The organism is Pseudonocardia yuanmonensis (assembly GCF_039542425.1).
Lineage (GTDB): Bacteria > Actinomycetota > Actinomycetes > Mycobacteriales > Pseudonocardiaceae > Pseudonocardia > Pseudonocardia yuanmonensis.
In genome coordinates, this window is record NZ_BAABIC010000006.1 from 300,109 (window position 1) to 315,984 (window position 15,876).

Sequence of the window (15,876 nt, forward strand, 5' to 3'; positions counted from 1 at the left end):
TCGCTCAAGTGGGCAGGCTGTGCGCCATGACGACGCAGTCAGGCGCCATCGTCGGCCGTGGCATGAGCTTCAGCGACATCGTCGCGCGCTGGGCGCGCGTGACCCCCGAGACCCTGCTGTTCGTCGACGCCGGGTCCGGCGTCCGACGGACCTACGCCGAGTCGGACGCCCGGATCACCCGGCTCGCGAACGCCCTCACGGCCGGTGGCGTGACCCCGGGCGACCGGGTCGCGGTGCTGGGCCTGAACAGCGCGGACCTGCTCGAGGCCTACATCGCGCCGGTCCGCGCGGGCGCGATCTGCGTGCCGATCAACTTCCGGCTCGTCGCCGACGAGGTCGCCTACGCCCTCACGGACTCCGGCGCCGTCTCCGTGATCGTCGACGCGGGCCTGGCCCCCACCCTGGAGAAGGCGCTGGAGAAGGCGCCGGGCGTCCGGCAGGTGATCACGATCGGCGGGGACCTGGAGGAGGTGCTCGCGGCGGCGTCGCCGGACTACGTCGAGCTGCCGAACTCGGACGACGACACCGCGTTCATCATGTACACGTCCGGCACCACCGGGCGACCCAAGGGCGCGATGCTCAGCCACCGCAACCTCTACCTGCACTCCTACTCGAACATCGCCACGCTGGGCGGCACGAGCGGGCACGGCGTGTCGATGTCCGCCGCGCCGCTGTTCCACATCGCCGGGGTCGCGGGGGCGCACATCGCGATCACGGCGGGCGGCACGGTCGTCATCCCGCGGTCCGGGAACTTCGACCCGGTCGAGACCCTGGACATCCTCGAACGCGAGAAGGTCACCTCGTGCTTCTGCGTCCCGGCGCAGTGGGCGGCGATCTGCGCGGTGCCGGGGATCGCCGAGCGCGACCTCTCGGCGCTGACCCGGATCTCCTGGGGCGCGGCGCCCGCGTCCACCACCCTGCTGCAGACGATGATCGACACCTTCCCGCAGGCCCAGGTCACCACCTCCTTCGGGCAGACCGAGTGCAGCCCGGTCACCACCCTGCTGCGCGGCGAGGACTCGATCCGCAAGATCGGCTCGGTCGGCACCCCGATGGCGAACGTCGAGGTCCGGGTCGTCGACGACGAGATGAACGACGTCGCGCCGGGCGAGATCGGCGAGATCGTCTACCGCGGCCCGCTGATCATGAGCGGCTACTGGAACAAGCCCGAGGAGACCGCCGAGGCCTTCCGCGGCGGCTGGTTCCACTCCGGCGACCTCGTCCGGCAGGACGAGGACGGCTACTACTACGTGGTCGACCGCAAGAAGGACATGATCATCTCGGGTGGCGAGAACATCTACTGCGCCGAGGTGGAGAACGTGCTGGCCGCGCACCCGGGCATCGGCGACGTCGCCCTGATCGGGGTGCCGGACACCAAGTGGGGCGAGACCCCGCTCGCGGTCGTCGTGCCCGCGGACCCGGCGGACCCGCCGACCATCGAGTCGATCGAGGCGTACTGCAAGGAGCACCTCGCCGGCTACAAGCGGCCCCGCCGCGTCGCGATCGTCGAGGCCCTGCCCCGCAACCCGTCGGGCAAGGTGCTCAAGACCGCGCTGCGCGAGCAGAACCAGGCCGGCTCGCTGGTCTCGCAGCCCGCCGTGTGACGAGCGTGGGTGGCGATCGTCGCCGTGGCGGCGATCGCCACCCACGACCTAGGTTGCCGGGGTGCCCGATCTCGATCCCGAGGAGTTCCGCCGGCTCGGCCATGCCCTGGTCGACTGGGTCGCCGCGCACCGCGCCGGGCTGGCGGAGCTGCCCGTCCGGCCCGCCGTGCAGCCCGGCGAGGTCCGCGCGGCCCTGCCCGCGGACCTGCCCGACAAGCCCGCCGACGACCTCGGCGCCGCCCTGACCGGCCTGCTCGACGACGTCGTCGTCCCCGGCTCGCTGCACTGGCAGCACCCGGGGTTCTACGGCTACTTCCCCGCCCAGGCCTCGCTGCTCTCGCTGCTCGGCGACCTCGCCTCGGGCGGGCTCGGCGCGCAGGGGATGCTCTGGTCCACCTCGCCCGCCGGCACCGAGGTCGAGCAGGTGCTCGTCGACGGGTTCGCCCGCGCGCTCGGCCTCGGCGAGGGGTTCACCTTCGCCGGCGGCGGGGGCGGGTCGCTGCAGGACTCCGCCTCGTCGGCGGCGCTGGTGGCGCTGCTCGCCGCGCTGCACCGCGCGTCGCCGGAGTGGCGGGAGACGGGCGTCGAGGGCACCGAGCGCGTCTACGTCACCGCCGAGACGCACTCGTCGCTGGCCAAGGCGGTGCGGGTCGCCGGGCTCGGCGCGCGGGCCCTGCGCACCGTGCCGTTCGCCCCCGGCACCCGGGCGATGTCCGCCGAGGCGCTGGCCGCGATGCTCGCCGACGACCGGGCCGCCGGGCTGCGGCCGGTGCTCGTGTGTCCGACGGTCGGGACCACCGGCACCGGGGCGATCGACCCCGTCCGCCAGGTCTGCGAGGTGTCCGGGGACGCGTGGGTGCACGTCGACGCCGCCTGGGCCGGCGTGGCGGCGCTCTGCCCGGAGTTCCGGCACGTGCTCGACGGCGCCGAGCTCGCCGACTCGGTCTGCACGGACGCGCACAAGTGGCTGGCCACGGCGTTCGACGCGTCCTTCCTCTGGGTCCGGGACGGCACCGCCCTGCCCGCCGCGCTGTCGATCACGCCGGAGTACCTGCGCAACGCCGCGTCCGAGTCCGGCGAGGTCGTCGACTACCGGGACTGGCAGGTCCCGCTCGGCCGCCGGTTCCGCGCGCTCAAGCTGTGGTCGGTCGTGCAGGGCGCGGGGCTCGAGGGACTGCGCGACGGGATCCGCGGGCACGTGGCCCTGGCCCGCGACCTCGCGGACCGGGTCGCGGCCCACCCGCGGTTCGCCCTGGCCGCGCCGCCCTCGCTCGCGCTGGTCTGCCTGCACGTCCTCGGCCCGGACGGCGAGCCGGACGACGCCGCCGGGCGCGCCCTGCTCGAGCGGGTCAACGCCGGCGGGCGGGCCTACCTCACCCACACCACGGTCGACGGCCGCCACGCGATCCGGGTGGCCGTCGGCGCCCTCGGCACCGGCCCGGAGCACCTCGACGTGCTGTGGGCCGAGCTGACCCGCTGAGCGGGCGGCGTGATCGTCGGGTCGTGGACCGGGACGGTGATCTCCGCCCCCTCCCGTCCACGACCGACGATCAGGGAAGCGGCTCCGTGGTCGTGGCGAAGTGGGCGACGGTGCCGGCGATGGCGTGCAGGTAGCGGTCGAGCACCACCGGGTTGACGTTCCGGATCGTGTCGCACGCCGAGTGGTAGCAGGGGTCGTAGACCTCCCCGGCGTGCCCGCCCCAGGCCTGCGCCTGTTCCTCGGTCCGCCTCCCGCTGTCCCCGTTCTCCGCGCCGGCCGACGGGATGCCCGCCTCCACGAACGGCGTCTCGTCGTCCCCGACGAACTTGATGCGCTCCGGGGTCACCCCCGTGCCGGCGAGCTGGGCGGCGAGGACGTCACCCACCGCCGCCGAGCCGGGCGGACCGGCCGACGACGCGTCGTCCCCCGTGCCTCCCTGCACGAAGTAGCCGCCGCCGGGCGAGGCGACCATGTCGACGTTCAGGTAGAGCATGATCGCCCCGCGGGCCTCGTCCGACAGGCTCGTCACGTAGCCCGTGGAGCCCTGCGCGCCGGTCTCCTCGGAACCCCAGAACCCGAAGCGGACGGCGTTGCGCACCGCCGGCGACGGGCCGAGGCGCGTCGCGATCTCCAGCAGCGTCGCCACGCCCGAACCGTCGTCGACGATGCCGGGCCCCTCCTCCACGGAGTCCAGGTGGGCGCCGATCACCACGACGTGGGCGGGATCGCCCGTGCGGGTCTGCGTGACGACGTTCGGCAGGGTCGTCCGGCCGTCGGCGCCGACGTGCCGCCGGGACAGCTGGTACTCCGGGGTCTCGACCTCGAAGCCCGCGGCGCGCAGGACGCCGCTGACGTACTCCACGCTCGCCAGGTACCCGGGGCTCGGCGAGGCGCGGTTCCCCCCGTTCGAGTCCGCGATGGTCTGCAGCTCCTGGAGGTGCACGAGGGCCCCGGCGTCCGTCACGGCGTCCTTGAGCTGCCGTCCCAGCTGACCGTCCACGGCCGGGGCCGTGGGGGTCGGCGCCGGGGAGCCGGAGCCGCACGCGGACAGCGCCACCAGGGCGACGGCCAGGAACGCCCACCGCAGGCGCGTCCGGGTGCGGGACCGAGCCGGCAGGAATCCTCCTCGCCGAGGGCGTCCGACAGGCCCGCTCCGGGAGCGGAGGTGCCTGCGTGCAGGGACTCGGCGCCGGTCCCGGGATCGTTCCCCCGGTCCGGTCCGGATCACTCCGGGATCTCCCGCTGGTCCGCCACGACCACGCCGAACAGGTCGGCGAGGGAGGCGAGGCTCGCGGCCTGCAGCGCCGCCGCCGGGACCTCGGGCCCGCCCCCGGTGCCCGGCAGCGCGCGGGTGGCGGTGGCGCCCCCGACCACCGTCGGCGCGTAGCCCAGGCTGAACGCGCCGCGGGCGGTGGAGTTGACGCACATGTGGGTCATGAAGCCGGCGAGCAGCAGCGGGCGCCCCGGGTGCTGCCTGAGCAGCGTGTCCAGCTCCGTGCCCGTGAACGAGTTCGGGTAGTGCTTCACGACGGTCGCCTCGCCGGCCCGCGGGGCGACCCGGTCGACGATCGCGCCGATCTCCTCCCGGACGTCGTAGGGCGAGCCGGGACCGGCGTCGTGCTGGACGTGCACGATCGGGATACCGGCGCCGCGCGCCCGGTCGAGCAGCTCCTCGGCCTGGTCGAGGGCCGCCTGCACGCCCTCGAGCTCCATCAGCCCGCGCGTGTAGGTGTTCTGGCAGTCAATGAGGACCAGCGTGGACGCGGACAGCGCCGGCGGCTCGGCGGGCAGGCCGCTCACCGCACGCAGGGTCGTGAGGTCGGACATGGCACTCCTCGCACGTCGACGGGCAGGAGCACCGACGCTACCGACGGCGGGCGCAGCCGCAGAAGACCCGAACGGAGAAGGACCCGTCGCCGGAGGTCGCCGGCCGCGGCGCGGAACCGCACCCGGGACCGTCAGGGGGTGAGGTTAGCCTTCCCCACATGTCGAGGGGGGAGATCACCGGACGGTCCGTCCGGTGGGGGTCGTTGCGGCCCCAGCGGGGACACGTCCTCGCCGCCGTGCTGCTGCTCTGCGGGCACCAGGCCGGGGAGGCGCTGGTCCCCGTGCTGGTCGGCGTGGTGATCGACGAGGGGGTCGCGTCCGGCGACCTGCGGACGATGCTGCTGTGGCTCCTCGTCCTCGGCGTGGACCTCCTGTTCCTGTCCCACTGCTACCGGTTCGGGGCGCGCCGCGCCCGGCACGCGGAGCGGCAAGTCGACCGCGCGCTCCGGCTGCGGATCGCCGACCGGGTGCTGGACCCGCGCGGCGGTGCCGAGGCCGGGCGGCTGCCGGGCGCGCTGGCCAGCATCGCCACCGCGGACACCCAGCGGGTCGCCGGCCTGGGCTTCGGCCTGCCGCTGCTGCTCGCCCAGGGCACCGCCCTCCTGGTCGCCGCCGTCGCCCTGCTGCGGATCTCGCTGCCGCTCGGGCTGCTGATAGTGCTGGGCACTCCGCCCCTGCTCCTCCTGCTGCACCTGCTCGGCCGGCCGCTGGAGCGCCGCAGCGGGCCGGAGCAGGAGCGCGCGGCCCAGGCGTCGGGGATCGCCGCGGACCTGGTCACGGGCGTGCGGGTGCTCAAGGGCATCGGCGCGAGCCCGGCCGCCGTGGACCGCTACACCGGCACCAGCCGGGCGGCCCTGCGCGCGACGCTGCGGGCCAGCGGCTCCCAGGCCTGGTACCAGGGCGCGGTCCTGCTGCTCGACGGCCTGTTCCTCGCCCTGGTCGCGCTCGTCGGCGGGCGCCTGGCGCTGGCCGGCGAGCTCAGCGTGGGCGGGCTCGTCGCGGCCGTCGGGCTCGCGCAGTTCCTGATCGGCCCGCTGCGGGCGATCGGCTTCGTCAACGCCCGGCTGGCGCAGGCCCGCGCCTCGTCGGAGCGGATCGCCGACGTGCTGTCCGCCCCGCCCGCGGTGGGTGCGGGCGATCGCGAGCCGCCCGCGCACTCCCCAGGCGCGCTGACCGTCCGCGGCCTGCGGACCGGCCCGGTGACCGGGCTGGACCTCGAGGTCCGGGCGGGCGAGCTGGTCGGCGTCGTGGCCGAGCCCGCCACCGCGACCGCCCTGCTCGCGGCGCTGGCGCGCGAGACCGATCCGGACGAGGGCACGGTCGAGCTCGACCGGGTCCCGCTCACCGCCTACCCGCCCGAGCAGGCCCGGGCCGCGGTGCTCGTCGCCGCGCACGAGGCGGCCCTGTTCGCCGGGACCGTCGCCGAGAACGTCCGGGCCGGTGGGCCGGGGGACCCCGCCGCCGCGCTCGTGGCCGCGGGCGCCGACCAGGTCGTCGCGAGCCTGCCGGAGGGCGAGGCCACCGCCGTCACCGAACAGGGCCGGTCGCTGTCCGGCGGGCAGCGCCAGCGGGTCGCGCTCGCCCGCGCGCTGGTCGCCGACGCCCCGGTGCTCGTCCTGCACGACCCGACGACCGCCGTCGACACCGTCACCGAGGCGCGGATCGCCGAGGGGCTGCGGCTGCTGCGCGCCGGCCGCACCACCCTGCTGCTCACCACCAGCCCGACACTGCTCGCGGTGGCCGACCGGGTCGTCGTCGCGGAGGCGGGGCGGGTGCGCACCGAGGGCACGCACGCCGACCTCCTCGCCGCCGACGCCGACTACCGCGCCCTGGTGCTCGCGTGAGCGCGCGCCGGCTGCTCCCGGTCGCCGACGCCCCCGCCGTCCGGGCCGCCCTGGCGGAGCTGGTCCGGCCGCACCGGGGGCGCGCGGTCGCCGCGGTGTTCGCGCTGGTGGGCGGGGCGGCGGCGAGCCTGGTCACCGCTCCCCTGCTGGGCCGGATCGTCGACCTCGTGGTGGGCCGGGACTCGACCGGCGGCTCCGCGGAGGCGCTCACCGCCCCGGTGCTGCTGCTGGTCGCCGTCGCGGTCGCGCAGGGCGTGCTGGCCGTGCTCGGGCTGCGGCTGCTCGCCCGGGTCGGCGAGACCGTGCTGGCCACCCTGCGCGAGCGGTTCGTCGCGCGGGCCCTGGAGCTGCCGCTCGCGCGGCTCGAGGAGGCGGGTTCCGGCGACCTCACCGCCCGGGTCACCACGGACGTGACGACGGTCGGCGAGGCGGTCCGCGAGGCCGTGCCGGAGTTCGCGCGGGCGGCCCTGGTCATCCTGCTGACCCTGGTCGGCCTGGCCGCGCTGGACTGGCGGTTCCTGGTCGGCGCGCTGCTCGCCGTGCCCGTCCAGGCGTGGACCGCACGCTGGTACCTCGGCCGCTCGCAGGCGGTCTACGCGGCCGAGCGGATCGCCGCCGGCGCGCAGCAGCAGGAGCTGCTGGACACCGTGGGCGGGATCGGGACCGTGCGCGCCTTCCGGCTGCACACCCGGCGGGCCGAGCGGATCCGGGAGCGCGCGGGCGAGGTCGTCGAGCTCAACCGGCAGGTGGTCGTCCTCCAGACCCGGTTCTTCGGCCGGCTCAACGCCGCCGAGTTCGTCGGGGTCGCGGGCGTGCTGGGGGCCGGCTTCCTGCTGGTCCGCTCCGGCGGGGCGACGGTCGGCGCGGCGAGTGCGGCCGCGCTCTACTTCATCAACCTGTTCGGCCCGGTCAACCAGGTGCTCTTCCTGCTCGACGTCGCCCAGTCCGCGGCGGCGAGCCTGGCCCGGGTCGTCGGCGTCGCGTCGCTGCCCCCGGAGGCCGAGCCCGGACAACCGGGCGTCCCGGTCGACGGCGGGGTGCGCGCCAAGGAGCTCGAGCACGCGTACGTCGAGGGCCATCCGGTGCTGCACGGCCTGGACCTCGACGTCCCGGCCGGCACCCGGGTCGCGCTCGTCGGGGCCTCGGGCGCGGGCAAGACCACGCTGGCCTCCATCCTCGCCGGGGTGCACGAGCCGACCCGCGGCGCCGTCGACCTGGGCGGGGTCCCGCTGGCCGAGCTGGGCCCGGCCGGGATCCGGCGCACGGTCGCGCTGATCACGCAGGAGGTGCACGTGTTCGCCGGGTCGCTCGCCGAGGACCTCCGGCTCGCCCGGCCGGCGGCCACGGACGCCGACCTGCGCGCCGCGCTGGCCACGGTCGACGCGCTGGTCTGGGCGGAGGCGCTGCCCGAGGGCCTCGACACCGTCGTCGGGGCCGGGGCGCACCCGCTCACCGCGGTGCAGGCGCAGCAGCTCGCCCTGGCCCGGCTCGTGCTGGCCGATCCGCCGGTCGCGATCCTCGACGAGGCCACCGCCGAGGCCGGCAGCGCCGGGTCGCGGGTGCTCGAGGCCGCGGCCGAGCGGGCGCTGGCGGGGCGCACGGCGATCACCGTGGCGCACCGGCTGACCCAGGCCGCCGCCGCGGACCACGTCGTGGTGCTCGACGCGGGGCGGATCGTCGAGCAGGGCACGCACGAGGCCCTCGTCGCGACGGACGGGGTGTACGCGCGGCTGTGGGCGGCCTGGGCGGAGCGGGGGCCGAATTGACACCATCCATTGGTTAGGCAAACCTCACCGGGATCGTGATCGTCGTCCCGGAAGGACCCCGCATGTCGCACGTCCCCCGTCCCGGCCGCCGTGCCGGGCGTACCGCTCTGCGGGCGCTCGCCGCGGCCGCCCTGACCGCGCTCGTGGCCGCCGCGTGTTCCAGCCCCTCCCAGGCCCCCTCGACCGCGGCGCCCGGGTCCCCGGCCGCGCAGAACGCCTTCCCGGTGACGATCCGCCACGCCTACGGCGAGACGACGATCCCGGCCGAGCCGACCCGCGTCGTCACCATCGGCTTCAACGAGGGCGACTTCGCGCTGGCTCTCGGTGTGGTGCCGCTGGCCGAGCGCGAGTTCTTCGGCGGGTTCGACTGGCAGAACCGGCCGTGGGCCGCCGCGGCCAAGAACGGCGCGCAGCCGGTCCCGCTGGCGTCGAGCGAGCTGCCGCTGGAGACGATCGCCGGGCTGAGACCGGACCTGATCCTCGGCGTGTACTCCTACATCGACCAGCCGACCTACGAGCGGCTGTCCTCGATCGCCCCGACCATCGCCCCGCCGACACCCGCCGGCGAGGGTGCCGCCGCGACCTGGCAGGAGCAGACCCGGATCACCGGGCAGGCGCTGGGCCGCAGCGACCGGGCCGAGCAGGTGATCGCCGAGACCGAGCAGAAGCTCAGGGACACGGCGGCGGCGTCGTTCGCCGGCAGGACCCTGGCGATGGACTTCATGGTCGACGGCACCCCGTACAAGCTCGGCACGGACGACCTGCGGGCCCAGCTGTTCACCGGGCTCGGCTTCGACGTCCCGGCCGCCACCGAGACGCTCAGCCCCGAGACGCTGGCCCCGCTCGACCAGGACGTGATCGTGTCGATGGGCCGCACGCAGGAGCAGTACGACTCCCCCGTGTTCCAGAACCTCACGGCCGTGGAGCAGGGTCGGGTCGTGAACATGGGCGGCTACACGACGCCGTTCGCCGGCGCGCTGGGCTACTCCAGCCCGCTGAGCCTGCCGTACGCGGCGGAGGAGGTCTCCCCGAAGCTCGCCGAGGCGCTCGGCTAGGCCGAGCCGTGCCGATCAGGCCGTGAGCACCCGCGTGGGGGCGGGGGCGGTCGTGCCGGCCAGCGCCGCGGCGATCTCCCCCGCCCGTACCGCGACCGTGGAAAGCAGGGTCGAGGTGATGCCGTGGGTGTGCTCGGTCGCGCCCTGCACGAACAACCCGACCTCGACGGGCCGGCCCTGCGGGGTCGCGCCCGTCGACAGCCGGTAGTCGCGGCGGACCTCGGGGCGCCCGGCGTCGTCACGGGTGCACGCCGGGTCGAGCAGCCAGAGCGGGTCCGTCGGCCGGTAGCCCGTCGCGTAGACGACGACGTCCGCGGTCAGCACGTCCCGCGCGGCGTCGATCAGCGACTCCACGGCCAGCTCGACCCGGTCGCCGACGTCGACGACGTCGGCCACCCGGGAGACGTTGTGGAAGCGCAGCCGCTCCCGCCCGGCGACCCGCTCGTGGTAGTGCCGCCGGTAGAGCTCGGTGATCAGGTCCGGGTCGACCACGGAGTAGTTGGTGTTCGCGTGGTACCCCGTGATCATCTTCTTCACGGGGTCCGGCGCGGCGTAGAAGTCGTCGACGGCCGGGTCGAAGATCCGGTTGGCGAAGGAGCTGTCGTCCGCCGGGCTGTAGCCGTAGCGGGCGAACACCGCATGGACCTCCGCGTCCGGGTAGGTCCGGTGCAGGTAGTCCACGGTCTCGGCGGCGCTCTGCCCGGCGCCGATCACGGCGCAGCGCGCGGCGGTCCGCAGCTGGGGCGCCCGGTGCAGCAGGTCGCGGTTGCGCCAGACCCGCGGGCCCAGCGTGACCCCGCGCGGCACGTTCGGGGTGAGCCCGGTGGCCAGTACGACGTTGCGCGCCCGGATCCGCACCGGGCCGGAGTCGCCGTGGAAGCCGACCACCTCGGCGAGCCCGACGGTCCCGTCACCCTCGACCGGGACGACCTCGGTGACCTCGGCGCCGTACTCGACCACACCCGCGAAACGCTCCGCGGCCCACTCCAGGTAGTCGTGGAACTCCAGCCGGGTCGGGAAGGCGCTGCCGTAGTTGATGAAGTCGACCAGCCGTTCCTTGTCGTGCAGGTAGGCGAGGAAGGTGAAGGGGCTGGTCGGGTTCCGCAACGTGACCAGGTCCTTGAGGTAGGAGATCTGCATCGTCGCGTCCTCGAGGAGCATCCCGCGGTGACAGCCGAACCGCTCCTAACCACCTCCACACCATCGGCCGCCCGCTCGGCGCGCCGGTGGTCGGGGGAGTGCGTGGGCGCGACGGTCATCGTGTCCTCTCGGTGCCCGGGCGTCGGGCACGGTCGGCGAGGCTCTATACTGAGGGCAGGCTAACCTTCCTCCCTCCGGACTCACGGCTCCGGGTGGGTGATCCGGATCGCGCCTTACGCCTGCGTGATCGACTGCTGCGTCGGGCCGGACAGGATGCCGCCGAGGTTGATCGCCGGGCTCACGTCCAGGTCGAGCCCGAGCAGGCCGCCCTGCTGCGAGGCGAACCCGCCCGCCCCGGGGCCGTCCTGCAGGGTCCCGGAGTCGGACCGGTCGACCTGGCTGATCGACTGGCTCACCGGGCCGCCGCCGATACCGCCGACGTTGACGCCCGGGCTGACGTCGAGCGGCGTGTTCACGAGGTCCTGGCTCTGGAGCGCCACACCGGGCTCCGTGCAGCCACCGCCTGACTGCACGATCCCCGAGTTGGACAGGTCCGCCTGCAGGACCGGCTGGACGGTCGGCCCGTTGCCGAGCACGCCGCCGACGTTCAGCCCCGGGCTGAAGTCGGCGTCGAGCCCGAGCAGGCCGCCGTCCTGGGTCGCGACCGGGCCGGCGCCGTCGCAGTCGTGGCCGTGACCGTGTCCGTGCCCGCCCGACCCGCCCGCGAACGCCATCCCGGACGCCGCCAGGGCGAGCGGGACGGCGAGGGCCCCGACCGTCGCGGCCCTGCGTGCGGCAGTGCGCATCTGCATGGATGTCTCCCCTCGAACCCGGACGGGTGACGAGGCGTCGCCGTGTTCGGCGCCGGATCCGGTCAGAGCGCCAACAGCGTCCTGACCAGGTCCTTCCACTGTGCCACCAGCGGATCGGTGGCGTGGTCGCGCGGGTCGAAGGCGTAGGTCAGGGCCGCCCCGCGCATGCTGGTGAGCAGGACGTCGCGGAGCTGGCGGAAGCGCGGGTGGCCGGCGAGCTCGTCGCCGAACATGCGCGCCATGGACTCCCGGATGGCCGCGCCCAGACCGCGCTCGGTGGGGCGCAGCGCCTCGGCGATGTCCGGATTGGACCGCGCGGCCGTCCAGAGCTCGATCGCGGCCCAGAAGTGGGGCTCGGAGAAGCTCTCCCACAACAGCTCGACGACGCGGTCGGCCCGCGCGCGGACGTCGCGGGTGCCCTCCCCGTCGAGCAGCCGGGTGAGCCGGTCCTCGGTGTCCTGCACGCGCTTGGCGGCGAGGTGCCCGGCGGCGGCGACCAGCAGGAGGTCGCGCGAGGGGAAGTGGTGCAGCAGGCGGCCGCGGGACACGTTCGCGCCGGCCTGGATGGTGAGGGTGGTGGCGCCGGAGTAGCCGCCCTCGACGAGGGCGGCCACCGCGGCGTCCAGGATCCGGGCGCGGCTGTCGCTGGTCCGCTGCGCCCGGGTCCTGGGTTCGGTTCCGGTCATGGAGGGGTCACAGGCCGAGCGAGCGGCCGATGACCTCCTTCATGATCTCGGTGGTCCCGCCGTAGATGCGGGTGATCCGGGCGTCGGCGTAGGCCTTCGCGATCGGGTACTCGTTCATGTACCCGTACCCGCCGTGCAGCTGCAGGCAGCGGTCGACGACCCGGCCCTGCAGCTCGGTGCACCAGTACTTGGCCTTGCTCGCGTCGACGGCGGTGAGCTCGTCCGCGTTGAGCGCGCGGATGCAGTCGTCGACGTAGTGCCAGGCCAGGTCGATCTCGGTGGCGATCTCGGCGAGCACGAACTTGGAGTTCTGGAACGAGCCGATCGGCTGGCCGAAGGCCTTGCGCTCCTTGACGTACTCCAGCGTCCAGGTCAGCGCGGCCTCCGCGGCCGCGACACCGGCGACGGCGATCGAGAGCCGCTCCTGCGGGAGCTTGGTGACCAGCTGGGTGAAGCCCTGGCCCTCCGACTCCCCCAGCCGGTTCGCGACCGGCACCCGGACGTCGGTGAACGACAGCTCGGCGGTGTCCTGTGCGTGCTGGCCGAGCTTGTCGAGGTTGCGGCCGCGCTCGAAGCCCTCCATGCCCCGTTCGAGCACGAGCAGGGACATGCCCTTGTGCTTCTGCGTGGGGTCGGTCTTCACCGCGGTGATCACGACGTCCGCGTTGATCCCGTTGGTGATGAAGGTCTTCGCCCCGTTGACGACGTAGTGGTCGCCCTCGCGACGCGCCGTCGTCGACATGGAGGCCAGGTCCGAGCCGATGCCCGGCTCGGTCATCGCGATCGCGGTGATCAGGTCGCCCGAGACGATGCCGGGCAGCCAGCGCTTCTTCTGCTCCTCGTTCGCGTAGGTGAGGAAGTAGGGCATGCAGATGTCGTTGTGCAGCGTCAGGCCGAGGCCCGAGCCGCCGCACCCGGCGCGCATGAGCTCCTCGATGATCACGGCGTTGAAGCGGAAGTCCTTGACCCCGCCGCCGCCGTACTCCTCGGGCACGTCCATACCGAGGAAGCCGTTCTTGCCGGCCTTCGCGAACACCTCGCGCGGGACGATGCTGTCCCGGTTCCACTGCTCGTCGTGCGGGGCGATCTCGACCTCGACGAACTTCCGGAACGACTCCCGGAAGGCCTCGTGGTCGCTCTCGTAGAGGGTGCGCTTCATGATGCGGATCTCCTAGCGGGGCGCCATGCGGATGGCGCCGTCGAGGCGGATGACCTCGCCGTTCAGCATCGGGTTGGCGACGATGTGGGCGGCGAGCAGACCGTACTCGCTCGGCTTGCCCAGTCGGGCCGGGTGCGGAACCTGCTTGCCCAGCGACTCCTTGGCCTCCTCGGGCAGGCCGCCCAGCAGCGGGGTCTCGAACAGGCCGGGCGCGATGGTGTTGACCCGGATCTGCGCGCTCGCCAGGTCGCGCGCGATCGGCAGGGTCATGCCGACGACACCGCCCTTCGACGCCGAGTAGGCCGCCTGCCCGATCTGGCCCTCGAAGGCCGCGACGGACGCCGTGTTGATGATGACGCCGCGCTCGCCGTCGACCGGCTCGTTCTGCACCATCCGCTCAGCGGCCAGCCGGATCACGTTGAACGTGCCGATCAGGTTGACCGTGACGACCTTGGTGAACGCGTGGAGCGGGAACGCGCCCTGCTTGCCGACGGTCTTGATCGCGTTGCCGATGCCGGCGCAGTTGACCGCGACGCGAAGCGTGCCCAGCTCGGCGGCGACGTCGAGCGCCGCGGTGACCTGGGCCTCGTCGGTCACGTCGGCGGCGGCGAAGCGCGCCTTGTCGCCCAGCTTCTCGGCGATCTCGGCGCCCTGCGACGACGGCAGGTCGACGATCACGACCGACGCGCCGGCGTCGAGCAGGGTCTCGGCGGTGGCCAGGCCGAGACCGGAGGCGCCGCCGGTGACGAGCGCGACCTGTCCGGTGATGTCCATGGGGGAGGAACCTCCAGCTCGGTGGGGGAAGTGCCGAGGGCGCGGCGCCGGTCGGGCGCCGCGCCCTCGTTCGGATGGGGTCAGAGCAGCTCGAGGATGGTGGCGTTGGCCTGGCCGCCGCCCTCGCACATCGTCTGCAGGCCGTAGCGGATCCCGTTGTCGCGCATGTGGTGGACCATCGTGGTCATGATCCGCGCGCCGGAGCCGCCCAGCGGGTGGCCGAGGGCGATCGCGCCGCCGTTGGGGTTGAGCGCCTTGACGTCGGCGCCGATGTCCTTCAGCCACGCCAGGGGCACCGGGGCGAAGGCCTCGTTGACCTCGAAGGTGCCGATCTCGTCCAGCTTCAGGCCGGACTTCTGCAGGGCCTTCCGGGTGGCCGGGATGGGCGCGGTCAGCATGATCACCGGGTCGGCGCCGGCCAGGACCGCCGTGTGCACGCGGGCGATCGGGGCCAGGCCCAGCTCGGCGGCCTTCTCCGAGGTGGTCATCAGCAGCGCGGCCGAGCCGTCCGAGATCTGCGAGGCGTTGCCCGCGTGGATGACGCCGTCCTCCTTGAAGACGGTCTTCAGCTTGGCCAGGCCCTCGACGGTGCCGCCGGGGCGGATGCCCTCGTCCTTGCTGACGACGGTGCCGTCCGGCAGCGTGACCGGGGCGATCTGGGCGTCGAAGCGGCCCTCGTTCTGCGCCGCCGCGGCCTTCTCGTGGCTGGCGATGGAGAACTCGTCGAGCTCGGTGCGGGAGAAGCCCCACTGCTCGGCGATCATCTCGGCGCCGATGCCCTGGTTGGGGAACACCCCGTTGTAGCGGGCCAGGAACTTCTCGCCGAACGGGTTCTGGCCGTTGGACGAGGAGCCCATCGGGACGCGGGACATCGACTCGACGCCGCCGGCGACGACGACGTCGTACTGGCCCGCGATCAGGCCGGCGGCGGCGAAGTGCACGGACTGCTGCGAGGAGCCGCACTGCCGGTCGACGGTCACGCCGGTGACGGTCTCCGGGAAGCCCGCCGCCAGCGCCGCGGTGCGGGCGATGTCCAGGGTCTGCTCGCCGACCTGCGACACGCAGCCCCAGATCACGTCCTCGAGGACGGCCGGGTCGACGCCCGCCCGCTCGACGAGCGACGTGAGGACGTGCGCCGACAGGTCCGCCGGGTGGACCCCGGACAGGCCTCCGTTGCGCTTGCCGACGGGGGTGCGCACGGCTTCGACGATGACTGCATCACGCACGGTCGAGCTCCTTCTCTCGCGGGTGTGGTCGCAGCGGACTGCTGCCGACGGTGCCCGCGCGGGAGCGCCGTCGCCTTGAGGGAACGGTAGCAGCGAAACAGTCAGTTCTGACCGTCCCGAGGGTGTGGCGTACAGAACACTCGTTCAGATCACCTGGTCAGACACCGTCCGCCGAAGGCATCGAGCCCGCCGTGAGATCCCACATCACGGTCCCCATCTCCGCGAGTCGCGCTGTGGGCTCCCGCGAGTCGCGCTCTGAGCTTCCGCGAGTCGCGCTGTGAGCTTCCGCGAGTCGCGCTGTGGGCTTCCGCGAGTCGCGCCGTGGGCTTCCGCGAGTCGCGCCGTGGGCTTCCGCGAGTCGCGCCCTGGGCTTCCGCGAGTCGCGCCCTGGGCTGCGGTGACTCGGGCTCGCTCGGTCGCGCTCTCCCCTCGGCCGCCTGCCCCCGAGCATGATCGCCATTTCTGACCGTGAATCTGGCGGTGAAGCGGTCCGAGACAGCGAT

General features: G+C 74.0%; 12 protein-coding genes and 1 pseudogene. 5 read left to right on the forward strand and 8 right to left on the reverse strand.

Features of this window, described 5'->3' with window-relative positions; genetic code table 11:
- The first annotated feature begins 26 nt into the window (after window positions 1–26).
- Together ABD990_RS11580 and ABD990_RS11585 are read left to right on the forward strand one after the other, a co-directional pair.
- Window positions 27–1,604 (forward strand): long-chain-fatty-acid--CoA ligase, encoded by a 1,578-nt coding sequence (locus tag ABD990_RS11580; RefSeq protein ID WP_345380399.1) that lies wholly within the window; start codon window positions 27–29, stop codon window positions 1,602–1,604.
- Between the two features lie 61 nt (window positions 1,605–1,665).
- Window positions 1,666–3,084: a pyridoxal phosphate-dependent decarboxylase family protein gene (locus ABD990_RS11585; protein ID WP_345380400.1), complete on the forward strand. Its 1,419-nt coding sequence runs from the start codon at window positions 1,666–1,668 to the stop codon at window positions 3,082–3,084.
- Between the two features lie 70 nt (window positions 3,085–3,154).
- On the opposite strand, the gene ABD990_RS11590 is transcribed toward ABD990_RS11585, so the two are convergent.
- Window positions 3,155–4,084, reverse strand: coding sequence for a M28 family peptidase (locus tag ABD990_RS11590; protein ID WP_345380402.1), 930 nt, complete (start codon window positions 4,082–4,084; stop codon window positions 3,155–3,157).
- 224 nt (window positions 4,085–4,308) lie between these two features.
- The gene (locus ABD990_RS11595) at window positions 4,309–4,911 is read right to left on the reverse strand and encodes a cysteine hydrolase family protein (protein ID WP_345380405.1); all 603 of its coding nucleotides are present in this window, start codon (window positions 4,909–4,911) and stop codon (window positions 4,309–4,311) included.
- A gap of 158 nt (window positions 4,912–5,069) precedes the next feature.
- On the opposite strand from ABD990_RS11595, the gene ABD990_RS11600 reads away from it, so the two are divergent.
- From ABD990_RS11600 to ABD990_RS11610, 3 genes are all read left to right on the forward strand, one after another.
- Window positions 5,070–6,755: an ABC transporter ATP-binding protein gene (locus tag ABD990_RS11600; protein ID WP_345380407.1), complete on the forward strand. Its 1,686-nt coding sequence runs from the start codon at window positions 5,070–5,072 to the stop codon at window positions 6,753–6,755.
- Window positions 6,752–8,521: an ABC transporter ATP-binding protein gene (locus tag ABD990_RS11605; protein ID WP_345380409.1), complete on the forward strand. Its 1,770-nt coding sequence runs from the start codon at window positions 6,752–6,754 to the stop codon at window positions 8,519–8,521. The genes ABD990_RS11600 and ABD990_RS11605 overlap by 4 nt, the downstream gene beginning before the upstream one ends.
- Window positions 8,522–8,583: 62 nt before the next feature.
- Window positions 8,584–9,576 (forward strand): ABC transporter substrate-binding protein, encoded by a 993-nt coding sequence (locus ABD990_RS11610; RefSeq protein ID WP_345380410.1) that lies wholly within the window; start codon window positions 8,584–8,586, stop codon window positions 9,574–9,576.
- A gap of 15 nt (window positions 9,577–9,591) precedes the next feature.
- Here ABD990_RS11610 and ABD990_RS11615 read toward each other — a convergent pair.
- The 6 genes and pseudogenes from ABD990_RS11615 to ABD990_RS11640 form a co-directional block, all read right to left on the reverse strand.
- A pseudogene (locus tag ABD990_RS11615) lies at window positions 9,592–10,746 on the reverse strand (lysine N(6)-hydroxylase/L-ornithine N(5)-oxygenase family protein); the annotation flags it as partial.
- A 203-nt stretch (window positions 10,747–10,949) separates the two neighbouring features.
- Window positions 10,950–11,528, reverse strand: a complete 579-nt coding sequence (locus ABD990_RS11620; protein WP_345380411.1) for a hypothetical protein — start codon at window positions 11,526–11,528, stop codon at window positions 10,950–10,952.
- Between the two features lie 62 nt (window positions 11,529–11,590).
- On the reverse strand, window positions 11,591–12,214 hold the full coding sequence (locus ABD990_RS11625; RefSeq protein ID WP_345380413.1) for a TetR/AcrR family transcriptional regulator: 624 nt from the start codon (window positions 12,212–12,214) through the stop codon (window positions 11,591–11,593).
- Window positions 12,215–12,221: 7 nt separating this feature from the next.
- On the reverse strand, window positions 12,222–13,373 hold the full coding sequence (locus ABD990_RS11630) for an acyl-CoA dehydrogenase family protein (protein ID WP_345380414.1): 1,152 nt from the start codon (window positions 13,371–13,373) through the stop codon (window positions 12,222–12,224).
- Between the two features lie 12 nt (window positions 13,374–13,385).
- Window positions 13,386–14,147, reverse strand: a complete 762-nt coding sequence (locus ABD990_RS11635; protein WP_345380416.1) for a 3-hydroxyacyl-CoA dehydrogenase — start codon at window positions 14,145–14,147, stop codon at window positions 13,386–13,388.
- A gap of 80 nt (window positions 14,148–14,227) precedes the next feature.
- Window positions 14,228–15,373, reverse strand: coding sequence for a thiolase family protein (locus ABD990_RS11640; protein ID WP_345380417.1), 1,146 nt, complete (start codon window positions 15,371–15,373; stop codon window positions 14,228–14,230).
- Window positions 15,374–15,876 lie beyond the last annotated feature (503 nt).

Coding starts and splice junctions, on each gene's coding strand:
- ABD990_RS11630 (WP_345380414.1), bottom strand. CDS start 13,373: ATGAAGCGCACCCTCTACGAGAGCGACCACGAGGCCTTCCGGGAGTCG.
- ABD990_RS11625 (WP_345380413.1), bottom strand. CDS start 12,214: ATGACCGGAACCGAACCCAGGACCCGGGCGCAGCGGACCAGCGACAGC.
- ABD990_RS11580 (WP_345380399.1), top strand. CDS start 27: ATGACGACGCAGTCAGGCGCCATCGTCGGCCGTGGCATGAGCTTCAGC.
- ABD990_RS11595 (WP_345380405.1), bottom strand. CDS start 4,911: ATGTCCGACCTCACGACCCTGCGTGCGGTGAGCGGCCTGCCCGCCGAG.
- ABD990_RS11610 (WP_345380410.1), top strand. CDS start 8,584: ATGTCGCACGTCCCCCGTCCCGGCCGCCGTGCCGGGCGTACCGCTCTG.
- ABD990_RS11620 (WP_345380411.1), bottom strand. CDS start 11,528: ATGCAGATGCGCACTGCCGCACGCAGGGCCGCGACGGTCGGGGCCCTC.
- ABD990_RS11635 (WP_345380416.1), bottom strand. CDS start 14,147: ATGGACATCACCGGACAGGTCGCGCTCGTCACCGGCGGCGCCTCCGGT.
- ABD990_RS11600 (WP_345380407.1), top strand. CDS start 5,070: ATGTCGAGGGGGGAGATCACCGGACGGTCCGTCCGGTGGGGGTCGTTG.